Origin of the sequence: Brevibacillus sp. TJ4, from assembly GCF_044627595.2 — a bacterium.
In the GTDB taxonomy this organism is placed as follows: Bacteria; Bacillota; Bacilli; order Brevibacillales; family Brevibacillaceae; genus Brevibacillus.
The window spans coordinates 299,178-318,619 of the sequence record NZ_CP185865.1 but is presented as its reverse complement, the minus strand read 5'-3'; the positions used below and the strand labels follow the sequence as shown (position 1 = coordinate 318,619).

Annotated in this window: 21 protein-coding genes; all 21 read right to left on the bottom strand. The window is 54.0% G+C overall.

The annotated features are described in order from the left end of the window. Nucleotides 1-256: 256 nt before the first annotated feature. The 21 genes from ACAF76_RS01425 to ACAF76_RS01325 all read right to left on the bottom strand — a co-directional run bounded on the left by ACAF76_RS01425 (nucleotide 257) and on the right by ACAF76_RS01325 (nucleotide 19,421). The gene (locus ACAF76_RS01425) at nucleotides 257-775 is read right to left on the bottom strand and encodes a NuoB/complex I 20 kDa subunit family protein (protein WP_400162266.1); all 519 of its coding nucleotides are present in this window, start codon (nucleotides 773-775) and stop codon (nucleotides 257-259) included. Beyond that, complete coding sequence (locus ACAF76_RS01420) at nucleotides 766-1,137, bottom strand: NADH-quinone oxidoreductase subunit A (RefSeq protein WP_400162265.1); 372 nt, start codon at nucleotides 1,135-1,137, stop codon at nucleotides 766-768. Before ACAF76_RS01420 ends, ACAF76_RS01425 begins: the two co-directional genes overlap by 10 nt. 262 nt (nucleotides 1,138-1,399) lie before the next feature. Then, nucleotides 1,400-2,143, bottom strand: coding sequence for a DUF6042 family protein (locus tag ACAF76_RS01415; RefSeq protein WP_400162264.1), 744 nt, complete (start codon nucleotides 2,141-2,143; stop codon nucleotides 1,400-1,402). Nucleotides 2,144-2,320: 177 nt separating this feature from the next. Continuing rightward, a complete protein-coding gene (locus ACAF76_RS01410; RefSeq protein WP_400162263.1) occupies nucleotides 2,321-2,719 on the bottom strand; it encodes a F0F1 ATP synthase subunit epsilon in 399 nt (132 codons plus the stop codon). Between the two features lie 27 nt (nucleotides 2,720-2,746). Continuing rightward, a complete protein-coding gene (gene atpD / locus ACAF76_RS01405) occupies nucleotides 2,747-4,156 on the bottom strand; it encodes a F0F1 ATP synthase subunit beta (protein ID WP_400162262.1) in 1,410 nt (469 codons plus the stop codon). Nucleotides 4,157-4,202: 46 nt separating this feature from the next. Beyond that, entirely contained in the window at nucleotides 4,203-5,066 is an 864-nt protein-coding gene (gene atpG / locus ACAF76_RS01400) for an ATP synthase F1 subunit gamma (protein ID WP_400162260.1), read from the bottom strand. A gap of 74 nt (nucleotides 5,067-5,140) precedes the next feature. Beyond that, nucleotides 5,141-6,652, bottom strand: a complete 1,512-nt coding sequence (atpA, locus tag ACAF76_RS01395) for a F0F1 ATP synthase subunit alpha (RefSeq protein ID WP_400162259.1) — start codon at nucleotides 6,650-6,652, stop codon at nucleotides 5,141-5,143. Between the two features lie 47 nt (nucleotides 6,653-6,699). Further along, a complete protein-coding gene (locus tag ACAF76_RS01390) occupies nucleotides 6,700-7,227 on the bottom strand; it encodes a F0F1 ATP synthase subunit delta (RefSeq protein WP_400162258.1) in 528 nt (175 codons plus the stop codon). After that, complete coding sequence (gene atpF, locus ACAF76_RS01385; protein WP_400162256.1) at nucleotides 7,224-7,727, bottom strand: F0F1 ATP synthase subunit B; 504 nt, start codon at nucleotides 7,725-7,727, stop codon at nucleotides 7,224-7,226. Before atpF ends, ACAF76_RS01390 begins: the two co-directional genes overlap by 4 nt. A 126-nt stretch (nucleotides 7,728-7,853) precedes the next feature. Then, nucleotides 7,854-8,081: a F0F1 ATP synthase subunit C gene (gene atpE / locus ACAF76_RS01380; protein WP_023555198.1), complete on the bottom strand. Its 228-nt coding sequence runs from the start codon at nucleotides 8,079-8,081 to the stop codon at nucleotides 7,854-7,856. Between the two features lie 33 nt (nucleotides 8,082-8,114). Further along, on the bottom strand, nucleotides 8,115-8,909 hold the full coding sequence (gene atpB, locus ACAF76_RS01375; RefSeq protein WP_400162255.1) for a F0F1 ATP synthase subunit A: 795 nt from the start codon (nucleotides 8,907-8,909) through the stop codon (nucleotides 8,115-8,117). 108 nt (nucleotides 8,910-9,017) lie between these two features. Next, complete coding sequence (locus ACAF76_RS01370; protein WP_400162254.1) at nucleotides 9,018-9,386, bottom strand: ATP synthase subunit I; 369 nt, start codon at nucleotides 9,384-9,386, stop codon at nucleotides 9,018-9,020. 8 nt (nucleotides 9,387-9,394) lie between these two features. Then, nucleotides 9,395-9,604, bottom strand: a complete 210-nt coding sequence (locus tag ACAF76_RS01365; RefSeq protein WP_400162644.1) for an AtpZ/AtpI family protein — start codon at nucleotides 9,602-9,604, stop codon at nucleotides 9,395-9,397. Nucleotides 9,605-9,734: 130 nt separating this feature from the next. Next, complete coding sequence (locus ACAF76_RS01360) at nucleotides 9,735-10,925, bottom strand: acetyl-CoA C-acetyltransferase (RefSeq protein ID WP_400162253.1); 1,191 nt, start codon at nucleotides 10,923-10,925, stop codon at nucleotides 9,735-9,737. Nucleotides 10,926-11,156: 231 nt separating this feature from the next. After that, nucleotides 11,157-14,318, bottom strand: a complete 3,162-nt coding sequence (locus ACAF76_RS01355) for a phosphodiester glycosidase family protein (protein ID WP_400162252.1) — start codon at nucleotides 14,316-14,318, stop codon at nucleotides 11,157-11,159. A gap of 216 nt (nucleotides 14,319-14,534) precedes the next feature. Continuing rightward, nucleotides 14,535-15,680 carry a non-hydrolyzing UDP-N-acetylglucosamine 2-epimerase gene (gene wecB, locus ACAF76_RS01350; RefSeq protein ID WP_400162251.1) on the bottom strand — a complete coding sequence of 382 codons (1,146 nt, stop codon included), beginning with the start codon at nucleotides 15,678-15,680 and terminating at the stop codon, nucleotides 14,535-14,537. Nucleotides 15,681-15,700: 20 nt separating this feature from the next. Beyond that, on the bottom strand, nucleotides 15,701-16,330 hold the full coding sequence (gene upp / locus ACAF76_RS01345; RefSeq protein WP_400162250.1) for a uracil phosphoribosyltransferase: 630 nt from the start codon (nucleotides 16,328-16,330) through the stop codon (nucleotides 15,701-15,703). Between the two features lie 169 nt (nucleotides 16,331-16,499). Beyond that, a complete protein-coding gene (gene glyA / locus ACAF76_RS01340) occupies nucleotides 16,500-17,750 on the bottom strand; it encodes a serine hydroxymethyltransferase (protein WP_400162249.1) in 1,251 nt (416 codons plus the stop codon). A gap of 43 nt (nucleotides 17,751-17,793) precedes the next feature. Beyond that, nucleotides 17,794-18,363 carry a TIGR01440 family protein gene (locus tag ACAF76_RS01335; protein ID WP_400162248.1) on the bottom strand — a complete coding sequence of 190 codons (570 nt, stop codon included), beginning with the start codon at nucleotides 18,361-18,363 and terminating at the stop codon, nucleotides 17,794-17,796. Further along, nucleotides 18,364-18,819, bottom strand: coding sequence for a ribose 5-phosphate isomerase B (gene rpiB / locus ACAF76_RS01330; RefSeq protein WP_400162247.1), 456 nt, complete (start codon nucleotides 18,817-18,819; stop codon nucleotides 18,364-18,366). A gap of 146 nt (nucleotides 18,820-18,965) precedes the next feature. Then, nucleotides 18,966-19,421, bottom strand: coding sequence for a low molecular weight protein arginine phosphatase (locus ACAF76_RS01325; protein ID WP_400162246.1), 456 nt, complete (start codon nucleotides 19,419-19,421; stop codon nucleotides 18,966-18,968). Nucleotides 19,422-19,442 lie beyond the last annotated feature (21 nt).

Sequence of the window (19,442 nt, the reverse complement as noted above, 5' to 3'; positions counted from 1 at the left end):
GCATCGGTCTGGGCTTGCTCTTTTGCTTCCTTCGCTGCCTTGGCTTTTGCCATCGCGGCTTCTGCCGCCGCTTTCTTCGCGGCCGCCTTTTCTTCTGGCGTCATTTCCGAAAACGGCTTGCTCGGAGCTTCTCCTGCCTCAGCCGGAGCATCGGTCTGGGCTTGCTGTTCTTTTTGTTGTCGCAATGCTTCGACTTTTGCTCGCGCTTCAGCGGCTGCCTTTGCCTTTTCCTCCGGCGTTGGCTTGCGCTCATCACTCATTGACTGGTCACCCTCTTCCCAGTCTTCGCTTCGTAGCGAATTTTCTCTTGCAGCTTGTTGATGCCATAAATAAGGGCTGCCGGGTTAGGCGGGCAACCGGGGATGTATACATCAACGGGTACAATTTGGTCTACACCCTTGACTACACTATAGGAGCGTACATACGGTCCGCCCGCCGTCGCACAGGACCCCATGGCGATCACCCATTTGGGCTCAGGCATCTGGTCGTACAGCCTGCGCAGCAGGGGAGCCATCTTTTTCGTAACGGTACCGGCGACGATCATCAAGTCTGACTGGCGAGGCGAGGCACGGAAGATAACGCCGAAGCGGTCGAGGTCATAGCGCGCTCCGCCGGCTCCCATCATTTCGATCGCACAGCATGCCAGGCCAAAAGTCAACGGCCACAGCGAGTTGCTTCGGACCCAGCCCTTTACTGATTCCAGTGTGGTGAACATGACATTTCTGTCCAGCTCTTCTTTCAATTCAGGCGCAACACTCGTCAGATCTAGTTCCATTCCAGCACCTTCTTTCTCCACGCGTAGATCAGACCAACGACTAGCAGTGTAATAAAAATCACCATCTCTACGAGAGCGAACAATCCCAGCTCCTTGTAGGCGACGGCCCACGGGTAGAGAAACAACGTCTCTACGTCAAAAATAACAAACATCAAAGCAAAGATATAGTATTTGACATTAAAGCGAACCCAACTGTCGCCAACCGGAATGTTACCGCTTTCATAAGTTGTTTGCTTTTCTGCCGTCGGTTTTTTCGGACGTAACAACGGTCCAACGAAACTGACGGTAGCAACGGGCAACAACACACCGAGTAGCAGAAAAATCGCGACAATCACATAATTGTTGACATAGATGCTGTCCATTTCCCACGTTCCCTCCGCACAAAGTGGAATATGACGACTACTTCCCTTCCTCAAATGGCGTTTCCCAGATGATATACTGATCAGAAAGTTGATTGAACAATTGACGCAATCTGATACTGATAGAAAAAAATGCCTTTTTCATTATAGCAAATCGCGCATGAGGTGTCTAACGAAAGGCTTCCTGTAAAGGAATAAAAAGGAAAAAACCCAGGGGAAATTTTCCTGGGCTTCTTTTTGTGCAACATTGTCAACAGCTACTGTGTTATTGTACGTTATTGGAGAACTGCTCACCGAGGAAATCTTCGTATACGCGCTCCCAGACCACGGTAAACTCCATCGGCTGGTCGTTAGGGATCTCGAGTACGTTCTCAATCGCTTCCTCCAGGTACGGAGTCAGCTTGATCAGCACTTCCGCGAGCATTTCGTCGTTGGTGTTGAGCATTTCCTTCAGCTCGTTTTTGGAGTAGCTGAATTTGTTCTCGTCTTTTTCATGCAACGTCATAATCAGGCGGGAGAACATCGGATGTACCAATGCCTCCAGTTTCAGATGAGCCAAAGCAATTTGCTCAGCCTCTGTCAGCTCGAACAGAGCCGTAACATCCGGGAACGGGTGTACCGGAACGTCCCACACGTTGCCGTTGTCGATCAGCAGGCCCCATTTCATAAACAACTGCAGCGCCTCTTCACGAGAATTCGGGTACTCGAAATTGGAGCGTGCCAGGAAAGCCTTGTGCTTGTTGAGCACTTCCACGTACCCTTCGTAGTCTTCCTCCGACTTGAACATTTCCGGTACTGGCGTCGTAAACGTACCTTCCAGCGCACGGAATTCGTTCAGCCCCTCTTCCATCTCTTTCTTTGTTTCGTATTTGCTTACGACCAGGCACAGCGCCTGAAAGAGCACTTTCATTTCATGGGGCAGTATGTTGGACCACCCATTGGCCACAAAACCGCTTGGAGTCACAATTCCGTTGCTGTTGTTGTGACGAATATCGCGAATGGTTTGCATCGCTTACACTCTCCTTTAGTCCCAATCCCTGTGCGGCGAACACCGCGCCATCGTGTACAAACATCTCTCCCAGGGCAATTAGGTCTATTATACACAAAAACCCCTCTTGATTACCAACTACAACCTTTTGCCAATGTAAAAAATCCCCGCGACCACAAAGGACACGGGGATACTAGCTTACTTCGCCACATCGAGACGTGTCATAGCACGTTGCAATGCGCGTTCAGCCCGCTGTACATCAAGCTCAGGGTATCGTTCGGACAAGCGTTTTTCGGCACGCTCTTTCGCTGCCTTGGCGCGATCCACATCGATGTCTCCCGGCTTTTCAGCGGTCTCAGCGAGGATGGTTACCTTGTCGCCACGAACTTCCATAAATCCGCCGCTTACGGCCATCCGCACTACTTGATCGCCTTCTACCTTGATTTGAACAGGCGCCGTTTTCAGCGGGGTCACAAGCGGCATGTGGTTCGGCATGATACCGAGCTCACCATGTACACCGCGCGCTATGACCATTTCGGCTTGACCGCTGTAGACAACCCGTTCAGGAGTTACGACTTCAACTGTCATCTTACTCACTTATCGGTCTCCCCTTTCCAGGGTGTCTTACGCCATGGACTTCGCTTTTTCAACCGCTTCTTCAATGGTTCCCACGTACAGGAACGCACCCTCAGGCAGATGGTCATGCTTGCCTTCGAGGATCTCTTTGAAGCTGCGAACTGTTTCCTTGAGCGGTACGTATTGGCCTGGGTTTCCAGTGAACTGCTCCGCTACGTGGAAGGACTGGGACAGGAAGCGCTGAATACGGCGAGCGCGTCCAACGACTTGTTTGTCCTCGTCGCTCAACTCGTCCATACCCAGAATTGCGATGATGTCTTGCAATTCTTTGTAGCGTTGCAGAATTTTTTGTACGCCACGCGCTACATCGTAGTGCTCTTGGCCGACAACTTCCGGCGTGAGCGCACGAGAGGTAGAAGCGAGCGGGTCTACCGCCGGGAAGATCCCCAACTCGGCGATGGAACGCTCCAGGTTGGTCGTAGCGTCCAAGTGGGCAAACGTCGTTGCCGGAGCCGGGTCGGTGTAGTCATCCGCAGGTACGTAGATCGCCTGGATAGATGTAACGGAACCTTTTTTGGTAGAGGTAATACGCTCTTGCAATTGACCCATCTCGGTGGCCAGTGTCGGTTGGTAACCTACCGCGGAAGGCATACGGCCCAACAGAGCGGATACCTCGGAACCTGCTTGGGTAAAGCGGAAAATGTTGTCGATAAAGAGCAATACGTCGCGGCCTTCTTCATCGCGGAAGTATTCCGCCATAGTCAGACCAGTCAACGCTACGCGCAGACGAGCACCCGGCGGTTCGTTCATTTGTCCGAATACCATCGCTGTCTTCGGCAATACGCCCGCGTCTTTCATCTCGTGGTACAGGTCGTTCCCTTCACGAGTACGCTCCCCTACCCCTGCGAATACGGAGATACCGCCATGCTCTTGCGCGATGTTGTTGATCAGCTCCTGAATGGTAACGGTTTTTCCTACACCCGCACCACCGAACAGACCGATCTTACCACCCTTGATGTAAGGGGCGAGCAAGTCAATAACCTTGATCCCTGTTTCCAGGATTTCTACGTTTGTCGCTTGATCCACGAAATCTGGAGCTTTGCGGTGGATCGGGTCGCGACGCTCTACAGTGCCCATATCTTGCAGGTCGATTGGCTCGCCGAGTACGTTAAATACGCGGCCGAGTGTTACTTCACCTACAGGAACGGAGATCGGCGCACCTGTGTCTACTGCTTCCATTCCGCGAACCAGACCGTCTGTGGAAGCCATCGCTACGGTACGAACTGCGTTGTCACCCAAATGGGTAGCAACCTCAACTGTCAAATCGATGTCGCGCTCACCGGAGCTTTGCGCTTTATGCTGAATTTTAATCGCATTATAAATGGCAGGCAAGTGTCCACGATCGAACTCAATGTCGACAACGGGACCCATTACCTGAACCACGCGTCCTTTCGCCATGTTACTTCTTCCCTCCTGTAAAGCTGAATTGGGAGTTAACAGTTCATTACACCTGTGCGTTTGCACCTGCTACGATCTCGGAAATCTCTTGTGTAATGGCTGCTTGACGGGCACGGTTGTAGATCAATGTGTACTTGGAAATCATCTCTGTCGCATTGTCTGTCGCGTTGCCCATCGCGGTCATACGGGATCCCTCTTCGGAAGCCTTCGCTTCGAGGAGTGCGCTGTAGACCAGCGTCTCTGCGTATTTTGGCAAGAGATCAGCCAAAACTTCTTCCGAGGACGGCTCGTATTCGTAGTCCATGTTCCGCTCTTTGCTTCCTTCCGGTGCTTCCAACGGCAGCAAGCGTTTCACAGTAGGCACCTGCGAAATCGCACTGTTGAACTTGTTGTAGCACAGGTACAGCTCGTCAATTTTCTCGTCAGCAAAGAATTGAACAGCGGTACCGGCGATCTTCTTGATATCGGCAAAAGACGGATTTTCCTTCAAGCCCGTAATCTCTTCGAGCAACGGATAATTGCGCTTGGAGAAAAAGTCGCGGCCTTTTCGCCCGATGACGAAGATGCCGTACTCATCCTTGGACTTGTGCTTTTCGGCAATCGTGTTCACGACGGCGCGAATCATGTTGGCGTTGTAACCACCCGCCAGTCCGCGGTCGGACGTGATGACAATGTAGCCCGTCTTCTTGATCGGGCGCGATTGCAGCATCGGGTGCTTGGAACCGGAAGTACCGCTTGCGATGCTCGCGATCACATCCTGGATTTTCTCTGCGTACGGGCGTGCCGCTTCCGCTCTCTCCTGATTGCGGCGAAGCTTGGCAGCAGCCACCATTTTCATCGCTTTTGTGATTTGACGGGTGTTCTTGGTACTTTTAATCCGGCGTCGAATCTCGCGAATTCCTTTAGCCACTCGTTTTCACCACCTTGAGAACGCATGTCCGGGCTGACGGCCCGGCATGCATCTAATATCTATCGGGTTAACGGTTAGCGGGTTACCGAAAAGCCTTTCTTGAACTCTTCGATCGCTGCGTTCAATTCTTTTTCATCCGGGAGCTCATGCGTAGTGCGGATGTGCTCCAGCAGTTGCGGTTTGTTGGAATCCAGGAAGGAGAGGAGTTCCTTCTCAAAGCGGCCAACGTCAGCTACCGGAATATCGTCGAGGTAGCCTCTGGTTGCTGTGTAGATGGAAGCAACCTGTTTTTCGACCGGCATTGGTTCGAACTGTCCCTGTTTCATAATTTCCATCAAGCGCTCACCACGTGTCAGACGGGCTTGCGTCGCTTTGTCCAGATCGGAACCAAACTGTGCGAAGGCAGCCAGCTCACGGTACTGAGCCAACTCGAGCTTGAGCGGACCGGCAACCTTTTTCATCGCCTTGATTTGCGCCGCACCACCTACGCGGGATACGGAGAGACCGGTGTTCACAGCAGGGCGTTGACCGGCGTTGAACAGGTCTGTCTCAAGGAAGATCTGACCGTCCGTGATGGAAATTACGTTGGTTGGAATGTAAGCGGAGATGTCGCCCGCTTGTGTCTCGATAAATGGCAGGGCCGTAATCGAACCGCCACCGAGTTCATCAGACAGCTTTGCAGCGCGCTCCAACAGACGGGAGTGCAAGTAGAATACGTCACCTGGATATGCTTCGCGGCCTGGAGGGCGACGGAGCAACAGGGACATTTCGCGGTATGCGGCAGCCTGTTTGGACAGGTCGTCGTATACGCAAAGAACGTGTTGTCCTTTGTACATGAAGTACTCACCCATCGTTACACCCGCATACGGAGCCAGATACAGCATTGGAGCCGGATCGGAAGCAGTCGCGGAAACGACGATGGTGTATTCCAGGGCACCTGCTTTACGCAGGGTTTCTACGATGTTGGCAACGGTGGATTGCTTTTGTCCGATCGCCACGTAGATACAAATCATGTCTTTGCCTTTTTGGTTGATGATGGTGTCCAGCGCTACAGCCGTTTTACCGGTCTGGCGGTCACCAATGATCAATTCACGCTGTCCGCGGCCGATCGGAATCATCGCGTCAATCGCTTTGATACCGGTTTGCAGCGGCTCATGTACGGATTTACGAGCCATTACGCCAGGAGCCGGGCTTTCGATCGGACGGAATCCGTCGTTTTTGATCGGTCCTTGGCCGTCAATGGGCTGACCCAGCGGGTTTACTACGCGGCCCAGCATGGCGTCCCCTACAGGAACCTCCATTACGCGACCGGTACGTTTTACGGTGTCGCCTTCGCGAATATCGCGGAAAGGACCCATGATAACCGCACCCACGTTGTCTTCTTCCAAGTTGAGTACCATACCCATTACGCCATTTTGGAACTCGAGAAGCTCCCCTTGCATGGCTTTTTCCAAACCGTGAATGCGGGCAATACCGTCACCTACCGTGATGACTGTGCCAACTTCCACAACTTCGATTTCAGATTTAAAATTAGCGATCCGCTCTTTGATGAGGGAGCTAATCTCTTCTGGTCTGATTGCACTCACTACATTCACCCCATTCATCCAACTTCGTTCGTAGAGGTATTACCAGCCTACGCTTGTTGCGCAAAGGTTTCCAGCTTCGCTTTTACGCTGCCGTCGTAGAAACGATCACCGATCTTGATAATAATCCCGCCCAAGATTGACGGATCGACGACGGATGTTACATGCAGCTTTTTGTTCAGCTTTTGTCCAAACTGCTCCGCCAATTCCGCTTGCTCTTCAGCAGAGAGCGGCTTCGCGCTGGTCACGATTGCTTCTGCGACACCGCGCGCCTCATTGGCCAACTGCACATAGGAGCGATAGATGTCGCTGAGCTGCTGTTCCCGGCCGCTTTCAATCAATACGTTCAGGAAATTGAAGATTTCTTCACCGACATGGCTTTTGAACAGTTCGTCAATCAAGGACTGTTTGGCGTCTGCCGCAATGTGAGGATGAAGCATGATCTTGGCCAGATCTTCATTCTGTTCCACAGCCTGCACGATTGCAGCAAAATCTGCTTCTACCTGATCGATCTTGCCGCGTTCACTCGCTACTTCAAACAAAGCGCGAGCATAGCGCTTTCCTACTGCGCTGCTCATAGGCGATCTCCCACTTGTGTGAGGAATTTATCAACCGTATTCTTTTGCTCTTCCGCATCCAACTCTTTCTCGATGATCTTGGATGCCAAGAGCACGGAAATGCTAGTCAACTCACCGCGAAGCTCTGCTTTCGCTTTTTCGATCTCACGAGCCAATTCAGCGCTCGCGCTTGCTTTCATGCGCTCAGTCGCAGCCTGTGCTTCCGAAACGATTTTGGCAGCTTCATCAGATGCTTGTTTAGTAGCACGATCGATGATTGCTTTCGATTCTGCACGCGCTTCATCCAGCAGGCGACGCTGCTCAGCCAGCAGCGCTTCCGCTTCCTGGCGATTGCGCTCAGCAGTGCTGATTTCATTGGCAACATACTGGCGCCGCTTTTCCAGCACATTCGCGATAGGTCCAGTTGCATACTTGTTGACGAGCGCCAACAGCAACAGGAAAATGATCACTTGGAACAGTAAGGTGCCCCATTCAAGGGATACAGTCCCAAACTCGAGCATGTTTCGTTCACTCCTTCCTGGACTAACAGGAGATTGTTGTCATGTACGTTCCGCTATCGGAAATATTATGCAAAAGATAGGCGAAGGTCATGCCCTCCGCCTTTTTACTGCTGTTCAACTTTGCTCTTACAGGCGTCCCATCAGGATGAAACCAACCGCAACAGCGATGATCGGAATCGCCTCTACGAGACCCATACCGAGGAACATGATACCCATCAGGTTACCACGAGCTTCTGGTTGACGAGCTACACCTTCAATTGTACGAGAAATTACGTTACTTGCTCCAAATGCACCACCAAGAGCTGCCAATCCGAAGATAAGACCCATAGCAATTGCTACACCCAAAGTTTCCATGTTATAAAATACCTCCCTAAATTAGTTGTTGAACTAGTGTTCGTCATTAATATGTTGTGAGATGTACACCATCGACAGTGTCAAGAAGATAAACGCCTGAATCGCTCCGACAAACACAGAGTATCCGAGCCAGACAAACAGCGGAGCTGCTGCCAGAATACCCCCGCTCAGGAGGAAGGCAATCATAATCTCCTTGGCAAAAAGGTTACCGAATAGACGCAAAGGCAACGTCAGCGGCTTGATGATAAACTCTTCAAGAATGTGTACCGGGTTGAGGAATGTGTGTTTAAACCATCCACCCGCACTCTTGCTTATGCCGAGGTAGTGAGAATATAAAAGAACCACTAAAGCCAATGCAAAGGTAACACTAGGCGTTGCAGTTGGTGATTTCCACCAAGCAATGTGGATGCCATGATCGGCAAGTTCGTGCTCAATCGTCTCACGTTTTGCCGCCTCTTGTTCCGGTGTGGGAGCAACCGTCAGCATCTCCATGACACCTTCGCCAAGCTCACCCTCGTGCAGTGTATTGACTGTGGCGATGACCCCGAGCTGATTTCCAATAAAGATGAAGAGGAACACGGTTAAGCCAAGTGTCATCAGCTTCATGGCGTATTTCATATCCATGTAGCCGGAACTGACATTCTTGACAAAGTCGAAGACCCACTCTACTGCGTTTTGCTTGCCGCCTGGAACGCCTGCTTCCAGTTTTCGCGTCATTACGAACAGGAAAACAAACACAAGGATTGCGGTAAGCACTGACATGAGCATGGTTGAAATGTCAAAAACCATGCCTCCCACTTCAAAGCGTAACGTATAATGATGACTCATCTTTTCACCCCTTTCCATCATATAGATAGAGGTTGTCCGAAACATCATGGCTGTGCACTGCTGTTTGAACACTCTCTGGCAATTTTTGCTGCAAACACTGATCCTAATCTATTTCAAATTGCGGTATACGATGAGATAGCTGAGTCCTTGTATCAAGAACAGACCGATGAGGACTCCTGCTAGAGCAAAAATATGAGGAAAAAGAAAAGTGGCATAGGCGGCGAGGCCGGCAATCATCATCCGAAGCATCGTGCCCGTACCTTTCGGGCGCACTGCGGGGTTGTCTCCCGATTGTCCCACAATCCATACCTTACTAGCAAGAACAAGGGTATTTACGATTCCCGCGCCGACACCGAGCAGCAGGCTCTGAAACAAAATCTGATAGTCCGGAAGCAGCACCAGCAGAATCGCAAACAGGGCCAAGATGTAAAAAGAGTAGCGAAAAGTCTTTCGCATAGCCAAAGCAAACGTTTCCATCTTTCCCCCTAGAGATATGGGCGAACCAGCCGATAGACACTGTAGACGCCTATCGCAATCCCCATAATCAGGCAAAACAACAAGAGCCATGGTTCAGTCGCGAACAGACGGTCCAGATACCTGCCGAGCAAAAACCCGGCGACTACGCAAAAAGCGAAATCAAGACCGACTACGCCGACAAAGGCAACGGTTCGCCAAGGATTGTCGAATTTCGCCAGTTTCTCCTTCCCCTTTCACATGAGGAGAGGGCAATCGTTCCAAAATGCCCTCATCCATATTAACGAAGATTTATTCGTTTTGTCAATTGGCTGTTAGGGAGTACACAAACCGTTCACATTTGCAAACTGGCTACGCCTTTTCAACAACGGTGGCCACTCCCTGACCGCCGCCGATGCACAAAGTCGCTAATCCATATTTTGCCCCATCCCGTTTTTTCAATTCGTGGACAAGTGTCACCAAAATGCGCGCACCGCTTGCTCCAATCGGATGACCGAGGGCAATCGCTCCTCCGTTGACATTGATCTTGCTGCGGTCAAAGCCAAGCGCTTTTCCTACAGCCAGCGATTGTGCTGCAAAGGCTTCGTTCGCTTCGATCAGGTCGATCTGTTCGAGGCTGAGTCCGGCTTTTTGCAATACTTTTTTCGTCGCCGGTACCGGTCCGTACCCCATTACGCTCGGGTCGACTCCGGCGCTTGCGTTGGCGATGATGCGCGCCAGCGGTTTGACGCCGAGCTGGTCCGCTTTTTCACGGGACATGATCAACAGCGCTGCCGCTCCGTCGTTGATCCCGGATGCGTTGCCTGCCGTGACGGTGCCATCCTTTTTAAATGCTGGACGCAATTTGCCCAGACTCTCGGTCGTGACACCCGCGCGCGGGAACTCGTCGACACTGAACGCGATCGGGTCACCTTTTCGCTGCGGCACGGGCACCGGAACGATCTCGTCGGCAAAACGTCCGCTAGCCAGCGCTTGTTGGGCTTTTTCCTGGCTCCAGGCGGCAAACTCGTCCTGTTCCTCCCGGCTGATCTCGTATTTGCTGCACAGGTTTTCAGCCGTAATGCCCATGTGGTAATCGTTGAAAGCACACCACAGGCCATCGCGGATCATCGAATCGACTACCTTCTGGTCGCCCATACGGTAGCCTGAGCGCGCTCCCTCCAGCAAATACGGAGCCTGGCTCATATTTTCCATGCCGCCTGCCAAAACGACCTCTGCGTCGCCGCTGACGATCGCCTGGACCGCCAAGTGGACTGCCTTCAGTCCGGAACCGCACACCTTGTTGATCGTCATCGCTGGCACCTCGTGTCCCAAGCCTGCCTTGATCGATGCCTGGCGAGCCGGATTTTGCCCGAGACCTGCCTGCAGCACATTGCCCATGATGACTTCGTCGACCGCATCCTTGGCTACTCCGGCGCGTTCCAGTGCCGCCTCCAGCACGATCCCACCCAACTGCGTGGCACTCACACCCGACAATGCTCCCTGAAAGCTGCCGATCGCTGTACGAACAGCGCTGGCAATCACGATTTCTTTTTGGCTCATACCCATTCTCACTCCTTTTACACTAGTAACGCCATCATAACACGATGCAGTTGCAATCGTTTCCATCTGCATCGAATATGGGCTCAGAGCCGAAATGTGGCAACGCTTTCACCCGCCGACATTCAACATTCACCTTCACCCTCACCAATTCCTGCCACATGAAAAAATTCCCTAAAAAAATAGGCAACCAGCCCTAATCCTGACGAAAGGGCTGGTTGCTCCGTATTGCCTTTACTTGTGTCGCTCCAAAACGCGATAGAGGGCGACGACACACGCTGCACGGGTCATGTTTTTGTTTGGCTCAAACTTGCCGCCAACCGGGTCGATCAGTCCCAGTCCGACCATATTGGAGATCGAGGAAGCAGCCCAGGATGGCCAGGAGTTCTGATCGGCAACCGATCCTGCTGACGCTGTCTTCTGCAAAACGCGGTCGAGAATCACGGCTGCTTCCGCCCGCGTCACAGGACGGTCAGGACGGAATGTATTGTCTTCGTATCCTTGTACAAATCCGTTAGCCACCGCTACTTGCACAGCTCCCCGCGCATATTCCGGAATGCTGTCCGCAAAGGCGAGCTGTGTCGACGACGGAAGCTCCCACTCGAACGTGCGGGCGAGCAGCGCGACAAACTGGGCCCTCGTCAGCGACAGCTCCGGACCAAAAGTCGTGTCCGTCATCCCTTTTACGTACCCTTTATTCGCCATGTAGCTGATTTCCGCTCTGGCAGGGTGGTTGGCAATGTCAGTGAACACTGCATGGTTGGCAGGCTGATCGAGGTAGTACGGGATGTACGTTCCGTAGGCATTCACCTGGTACTCCCATTCACCCTGCGCGTTGGCCACGCCCGGCAGGACATCGAGCGTCCCGTGCGCCTGGTTGACATAGAGCAGACCGATGCCTTTGCCTGCCGCCGCGTTCTTCGGCGCCAGCTTCAACTGGATCGGGGACGTGACAATCCGATCCTCTTCCCCCGGCTTGAGCGGGCCAGGTTTGATCGTGAAGGTGTATTGCGTCGGGACGTAGCCTGGCAGCGAGCGCTCCACGATGGAGTCGACCTCAATCGTCGCGCTCTGCAGGAACGAAGCCGCCTTGACGAAGGAGAATTTCAGGTCAAGCTCGCTTCCCAGTGACATGCTGCCCGGCTGCTCCGGCACGACAATCGCGTCGTTTGGCACGCTTTGTTCCGGCAAGAGCAGCGACAATTCGTCGAAGTAGAGCGTGCCTTGGTCATGCGTAATGCCGTCGTTTGGCTGGTCGACGAGATAGATGCTCTTCAGCTGCAACGGGTAGGCAACTCCGGCCGGGAAGTAGCCTTTTACCTGCTTCCAGCCGTTCCAGTCGATCGTTTTGGCGAAATCGACGTAGACAGGCTTGCCGTTGGCGTCTATCACTTCAGCGCGCAACCAGTGACCGCTGCCGTCGCCGTACACCCACAGTCCCAGTCCGAGCGGTTTGCCCGGGATCGTCAGCGGCTGTGGACCGAGTACGCCATAAGCGAAGCGGTTCTGGTCGTTCGGCGCTCCCGTGAAGTTGTACACCAGTCTGGCCGCTTTTTTCGTGCGGAACACCGGTTCGCTGACAGTGGTAAACGAGCCTTTGGAACTGAGCGAAGCCGGATTGGCTGCGTGATACATGCCGCTCTGATTGTCAAAGTTGATCCACGGTTGTTCGAATTGGCCGACAGCAAACGGTACACTTGTCGTCACGCCATCATAGGAGATCGTCAAGGTTCCTTTTCCCGGCTGATCGCCTGCTACGAGCTGCAGCTTGTCGTTGACGCTGGCAACCGCCGAGTTGACGCTCGCCTGCACACTGGCCGGCGTCGCGGAGACGGTCGTTCCCTTGCGCGTCTTCAGCTTGACGTCGAGCGTCAGCGTCTGTCCCGGTGCCAGTGCTATCGGGTTTGGCGACACGAGGATGCTCTCCACATCCGCGCCGGAAATGACATGAATCTGCTTGTTCTGCACGGCGTTACCCGAGCGCGCCGTGATCGTCACCGGGCCGGAGCGGGTCGGCGTAAAGCTCTGCCCCTGGACGACGCCCATGCCGCCCTGTACGTCCCACGTGATCTGGGACGGGTTGATCGCGTACGGTTGATAGTGCGTATCGTAGCCTTTTGAAGCGGACAGCGAAACCGTCTGTCCGATCAGCAAATCAGTCGGCACCTCGATCTGGAAGCCGCGCAATTCTCCCGGAGGAGCCGTGTTGAAGACAGCCAGACCGGTAGGCACGCGACGCTCGGTTCCTCCGGTCGGAGGGATCGCCAGGTTGGCCTGTGTTTCCCCGAGCATGCGGACCGACATCGTCGTGGAGCCGCCGCCGTCAAAATTCACCGCGCGGTAGGAGCCAAGCTCGGCCATGATCCGGGCCAGTTCATCCAGAAATACCCCTTTGCCGCTGACAGTCACCATGTACAAGGTCTTGCCATCCTGGGAGACGCCGACTGCCGTCCGGGCGTTCTGCGAAGTGATCGACCGGTCCGCCTGAAAACTCGTCAAGGCTCGTCCCTGATCGACGAGCAGGACGTTTCCGCCCACGGCTTGTACCCACTCTTGATTAAGTGGTGTCGTCTGGTACTCGACATTGGCGATCGCGCCGACAGGGAAGTTTTGCTTCAGGAATTCGGCTGCCGTCCCGTGGCCCCACAGGACAAAGCCGTTGTACGGTATGTAAAAGCCCGTCGGCTGGTTGACGCGGACTTCGGTAGCGACGTTGTCGATGAACAGAACTTCGACGACGTCCTTGTAGCCGGCGATTGCGCCCAGACTGTTTTGCCCGAAGGCGGGGGTGTACATGTTCAGTTGGTTCTGGTGGCTTTTTCGCCCTTCGCTCGGGTTGTACTCTTCCTTGTTGATCCCCTGGAGCGGATAGGCGTTGCCCGTCGCCGCCGATGTCACTTTCCCGGTAAAACCGAATTGTTCGACGAGCGCAGACTTGTCCTTCGTAATCCCCAGGCTGTACCAGTACGAGATCAGTCCCATGGAGGAAATCAACTGCTCGTCCTTCATCACGATGCCAAAAGGCGCCCCGCGTTTGGACATGTTGAAAAAGTCCGCGTTGACCGCCGCCACCGCACCCGCTTCCCGGGCCATGTTGGTAATCGACTGCCGCTCAGTCAGCCTGCCTTTCGTCCCGTAGATCGGCTTTACTTCGACGTACGGATTGTTCAGGTCTACCTTGGTCACCATCACCTCGGCAGTCTGATCTGCGAAAGATTTCGTATATTTCAGCAGTGTGGTCCCTTCCCCGATCGGGGTTTGCCACATCAGTTGCAGTGCACTCGTCTCTGCCCTCGCCGCCATGGCCACATTGGTGGCAAGCGGCACAAATGGAACAGCAGCTCCCCAGGCCATCGTACTGGCCGCGAGCAGCACAACCATTTTCCGCGCTCTCATGTTGGTACTCCTCTCCGTCTTCTATCTATGTAGTGTCTTGATCGTAAACGACTAGTTGTTTAGACGTTCCAACATGATGTTTGTTTCGAGGTGTAACCAATTTGTAACCTTGAAAATTATGACATCGCGCTTGCATAAAAATACGTACTGGACAAAGCAAAAATGCCTGGCTTTGCAAACGAAAGCCAGACGTCTCGTAATCATCCAATATGAGGTTTATCGCTGCGCAGAAAACGGCGCAGGGCGGTCAGTGCGATACCCGTAGTGGTGCAAAATCGCTTCGACGATCCGCCGGGAGGCTTCCCCGTCACCGTACGGATTGGCAGCGCGGGCCATTTCCTCGTAGGCGTTTTGATCGCGCAGCAGCTCATTGGCCAACTGGTACACCCGTTCTTCATCCGTACCGGCCAGCTTCAGCGTCCCTGCCGCGATTCCTTCCGGGCGTTCGGTCGTATCGCGCAGCACCAGTACAGGCACGCCCAGCGAAGGCGCCTCTTCCTGGACTCCGCCGGAATCGGTCAAAATCATGTACGCACGGCGGGCAAAATTGTGGAAGTCAAAGGCGTCGAGTGGTTCGATCAGATGAATCCGCTGATGATCGCCCAAAATCTCCTGCGCTACCTCTTGCACAGCCGGATTGAGGTGAACGGGGTAGACCACAGCTACATCCGGATGCTCGTCAGCCACTCTTTTCACGGCGCGGAAAATGCGGCGCATCGGCTCTCCCAGATTCTCCCGGCGGTGCGCCGTCATCAGCAGCATTTTCTGTCCGGCTACCTGCTGCAGGACAGGATGTGCGTAATCGTCGCGCACGGTCGTCTTCAAGGCATCAATTGCCGTGTTGCCGGTAATGTAAATGGCTTCCTCCGGCTTGTTCTCCCGGCGCAGATTGTCCGCAGCTCCGTCCGTCGGCGCAAAGTGCAGGTCAGCCATTACCCCGGTCAATTGACGGTTCATCTCTTCCGGGAAAGGAGAATACTTGTCCCCTGTCCGCAGTCCCGCCTCGACGTGACCGATCGCTACCTGGTTGTAAAAGGCAGCCAGACTGGCTACAAACGTAGTCGTCGTGTCACCGTGCACGAGGACGATGTCCGGCTTCACTTCCTTGATCACAGCATCTATGCTTTGCAAGGCGCGCGTGGTGACATCGACCAGCGTCTGCCTGTCCTTCATAATGTTCAGATCGTAATCGGGCTGGATGTCAAAAATCTCAAGCACCTGGTCCAGCATTTGCCGATGCTGTGCAGTGACGCAAACGATCGATTCCATTTCAGGATGCTTGCGCAATTCATGGACGAGCGGAGCCATTTTGATCGCTTCCGGACGTGTGCCGAAAACGGTCATCACTTTGCACGTTTTCATCCGTTTCTCCTCTCCGGCTGTTACTTCGTGCCGTACAACCGATCGCCGGCATCGCCCAAACCGGGGACGATGTAGCCATGGTCGTTCAGCTTTTCATCGATGGCAGCCACGTAAATGTCTACTTCCGGATGCTCGTCCTGCACAGTTTTGATTCCTTCGGGCGCTGCGATCAGGCACATCAGCTTCATATTTTTGGCTCCGCGATTTTTCAGCGCCGTAATCGCCGCTACCGCAGATCCTCCAGTCGCCAGCATCGGGTCGATGACGATCAGCTCACGTTCGGCAATATCACTGGGCAGCTTGACGTAGTACTCGACCGGCTGCAATGTCTCGGGATCGCGGTACAAACCGACGTGGCCCACCTTGGCTGCCGGGATCAGCTTCAGCAATCCGTCCACCATGCCAAGACCAGCGCGCAAAATCGGAACCAGCCCGACCTTTTTTCCGGCGATGACGTTGGACTGGCAGGTCGCCACAGGCGTTTCGATCGTCGTTTGCGCCAGCGGCATGTCGCGCGTGATCTCGTACCCCATCAAGGTAGCCACTTCGTCGACGAGCTCGCGAAACTCCTTCGTCCCTGTGTTTTTGTCACGAATAAACGTCACTTTATGCTGAATCAGCGGGTGGTCAAACACATAAACACGGCTCATAAAAGCGTTCCTCCGTTTCCTCTATACACATCCTTCTCATCATAACGAAGCAGCCTGCCAACGTCAATTTGCCGCGATCTTTTCAAAACATTTGGTCCTTTTGGGTATTAAAAAAGGCAGGCCCGTCCGATCATGTATCGGAGGCCTGCCTCATGTTTGGCATATTCGCTTAGACGCTCAATCCTTCGTACATCGGGAAACGCTGGCACAAAGCCGCAACGCGTTGGCGCGCTTCCTCGTGTTTTGCAGCGTCTTCCGGATGCTTCAGGGTGAGCGCGATAATCGCCGCCACTTCCTTCATCGCTGCTTCATCAAAGCCGCGAGTCGTCACAGCCGGCGTACCCATGCGCACGCCGCTCGTTACAAACGGGCTTTCCTGGTCGTACGGAATGGTGTTTTTGTTGGTCGTGATGTTCACCTCGTCCAGCAGATGCTCGGCCACTTTTCCGGTCAGGCCGATTTTGCTCACGTCAACGAGCAGCAGGTGGTTGTCGGTACCGCCGGATACGAGGGTCAATCCTTCTGCTTTCAACGCTTCTGCGAAAGCGCGCGCGTTGGCGACGATCCGGGCAGCGTAGTCTTTGAAATCAGGCTGCAGCGCTTCGCCAAAGGCAACTGCTTTCGCCGCGATTACGTGCATCAGCGGTCCGCCTTGTACGCCAGGGAAAACCGATTTGTCGATCGCTTTGGCAAACTCTTCCTTGCACAAAATCAGACCGCCGCGCGGACCGCGCAAGGTTTTGTGGGTAGTGGAAGTGACGAAGTGCGCATACGGAACCGGATTTGGATGCAGTCCGGCTGCGACCAGTCCCGCGATGTGCGCCATGTCGACCATGAAATACGCGCCTACTTCGTCTGCGATTTCACGGAATTTGGTGAAGTCGATCGTGCGCGGATAGGCGCTGGCACCTGCGACGATCAGTTTTGGCTTGTGCTCCAGTGCTTTGGCACGAACATCTTCGTAGTTGATGCGGTGGTCTTGCGGGTCTACGCCGTACTCAACGAAGTTGTACAAGGTTCCCGAGAAGTTGACCGGGCTGCCGTGCGTCAAGTGTCCACCGTGGGAGAGATTCATGCCGAGAACGGTATCGCCAGGCTTGAGAATCGTAAAGTATACAGCCATGTTCGCCTGTGCGCCGGAGTGCGGCTGCACGTTGGCATGCTCTGCGCCAAACAGTTCTTTCACCCGGTCGCGGGCGATGTTTTCCGCGATGTCGACGTATTCACAACCACCGTAGTAGCGGCGTCCCGGATAGCCTTCCGCGTATTTGTTGGTCAGGACCGTGCCCATCGCTTCCATAACGGCGCGGCTGACGAAGTTTTCCGATGCGATCAGTTCGATCTTGTCGCGCTGTCTGCCCAGTTCCAGTTCGATCGCCTCTACGATTTGTGGGTCTTGTTTACGCAAAAATTCTAGCATGAATATCTCTCCTCCTTGGAATGTATGCTTGTCCCTAAAAGGGTTAGCTGCAACTGCGATTGGAGCTTGTCGCCTCGTATACGGCTCTCGCCCCGCCAATCAGCTTGGGGCGCGTCCGCGCTGCTGTCACATGGGCTTCGCCGACTTCCCGCACGGCAGGACGAATCGGAACAGCCACATGCTTGAGATGCATGCCGATAAGCGTGTCGCCGATGTCAATTCCGGCGTCGGCACGAATCGCTTCAACGACGACTGCATCCTCCAGTTTGGAAAAGGCATGCGCCGCCATCGAGCCGCCAGCAGTCGGCACCGGGACGACCGAAACCTCTTCCCAGCCTTTGCGCTCCATTACCTCACGCTGCACGACCAATGCCCGGTTCAAATGTTCGCAACATTGAAACGCCAAGTCAAACCCATGCTGCTCCCGAACGATAGCGATTCCCCGGTAGATCGCCTCGGCAATCTCGCCACTGCCCGCTTTTCCGATGCTTTTGCCAAGCACCTCGCTCGTACTGCACCCGATCACCAGTACCCGCCCCGGCTTCAATTCGGCCAGGCGCGCGACCTCGTCGACAACTTCGCGTACCTGCTGTTCGATGGCAAGCAAATCCACTTACTTCACTCCCGATTGCTGAGCTTCGATTTGGGTGATCTTTTCGACGCGACGCTCGTGGCGACCGCCCTGGAACTCTGTTTCCAGCCAAATTTTCACGATATCCAACGCCAGGCCAGGACCGATCACTCTCTCTCCCATGGCGAGCACATTGGTGTTGTTATGTTCACGGGTGGCACGTGCGGAAAATGTGTCGTGCACAAGTGCGCAGCGAATACCCGGGACCTTGTTGGCAGCGATCGACATGCCAATGCCGGTACCGCAAACCAGGATGCCGCGGTCAAACTCGCCAGCCGCCACTTTTTGTGCCACAGGCAGAGCGTAATCAGGGTAATCGACCGAATCCTCGCAAGAACAGCCGAAGTCTTCCGTCTCGATATTCATGGAGGACAAGAGCTTCTTGATCTCATCCTTCAGTCTGAATCCGCCATGATCAGCAGCAATGGCTACTTTCATCCGTCATCCCTCGCTTGTTTCATAATCTCAACCATTATACATCATAATCTGACAAGTAAATAGTGAACATTTATCGTTGATCAGTAAAAAATGTTCGTGGTTCAACAGAAAAGAAGGTCCTGGATCAGCGCCAGCACCCCTTTGCATCACGAATCACGATTTTGTGCCAGTTGCTCGTACAGCATGTCCAATGACTCTTCGATCTCGACGGCGCACCTGCGATAATCCTCAAGAGCTCCGCCGAATGGATCGGCGATGTCTCCGTACCCTTCCACGCCAACAAACTCGCGCAGCGTATACACTTTGGACCGTGCAGCAGGATAGTAGGCGAGAATTGCCTGTTTGTGATTGTGTGTCATGGTCAGGATCAAATCAGACCAGTCAACCAGCTCATCATTGATGCGAGACGCCTGGTGTTCGCTTTCGATCCCGCGCTCCCGCAGGACGTCGACAGCATGGCGGGAAGCAGGCTGCCCGTCAAAGGCCGCGACGCCAGCCGAGCGAATCTCCCATCCCTGTCCTTTTGCCTTGGTCCGAAAGAGTGCCTCCGCCATCGGACTGCGGCAGGTATTTCCCGTGCAGACAAACAGTATGCGTTTCACGTGTTTTCCTCCTTCGTCCGT

Bases quoted from the DNA above. Each gene is read 5' to 3' on its own strand.
- ACAF76_RS01425 (WP_400162266.1), bottom strand. From the start codon at position 775: ATGGAACTAGATCTGACGAGTGTTGCGCCTGAATTGAAAGAAGAGCTG.
- ACAF76_RS01420 (WP_400162265.1), bottom strand. From the start codon at position 1,137: ATGGACAGCATCTATGTCAACAATTATGTGATTGTCGCGATTTTTCTG.
- ACAF76_RS01415 (WP_400162264.1), bottom strand. From the start codon at position 2,143: ATGCAAACCATTCGCGATATTCGTCACAACAACAGCAACGGAATTGTG.
- atpD (WP_400162262.1), bottom strand. From the start codon at position 4,156: ATGGCGAAAGGACGCGTGGTTCAGGTAATGGGTCCCGTTGTCGACATT.
- ACAF76_RS01390 (WP_400162258.1), bottom strand. From the start codon at position 7,227: ATGAGCAGCGCAGTAGGAAAGCGCTATGCTCGCGCTTTGTTTGAAGTA.
- atpF (WP_400162256.1), bottom strand. From the start codon at position 7,727: ATGCTCGAGTTTGGGACTGTATCCCTTGAATGGGGCACCTTACTGTTC.
- atpE (WP_023555198.1), bottom strand. From the start codon at position 8,081: ATGGAAACTTTGGGTGTAGCAATTGCTATGGGTCTTATCTTCGGATTG.
- atpB (WP_400162255.1), bottom strand. From the start codon at position 8,909: ATGAGTCATCATTATACGTTACGCTTTGAAGTGGGAGGCATGGTTTTT.
- ACAF76_RS01370 (WP_400162254.1), bottom strand. From the start codon at position 9,386: ATGGAAACGTTTGCTTTGGCTATGCGAAAGACTTTTCGCTACTCTTTT.
- ACAF76_RS01360 (WP_400162253.1), bottom strand. From the start codon at position 10,925: ATGAGCCAAAAAGAAATCGTGATTGCCAGCGCTGTTCGTACAGCGATC.
- ACAF76_RS01355 (WP_400162252.1), bottom strand. From the start codon at position 14,318: ATGAGAGCGCGGAAAATGGTTGTGCTGCTCGCGGCCAGTACGATGGCC.
- wecB (WP_400162251.1), bottom strand. From the start codon at position 15,680: ATGAAAACGTGCAAAGTGATGACCGTTTTCGGCACACGTCCGGAAGCG.
- upp (WP_400162250.1), bottom strand. From the start codon at position 16,330: ATGAGCCGTGTTTATGTGTTTGACCACCCGCTGATTCAGCATAAAGTG.
- glyA (WP_400162249.1), bottom strand. From the start codon at position 17,750: ATGCTAGAATTTTTGCGTAAACAAGACCCACAAATCGTAGAGGCGATC.
- rpiB (WP_400162247.1), bottom strand. From the start codon at position 18,819: ATGAAAGTAGCCATTGCTGCTGATCATGGCGGATTCAGACTGAAGGAT.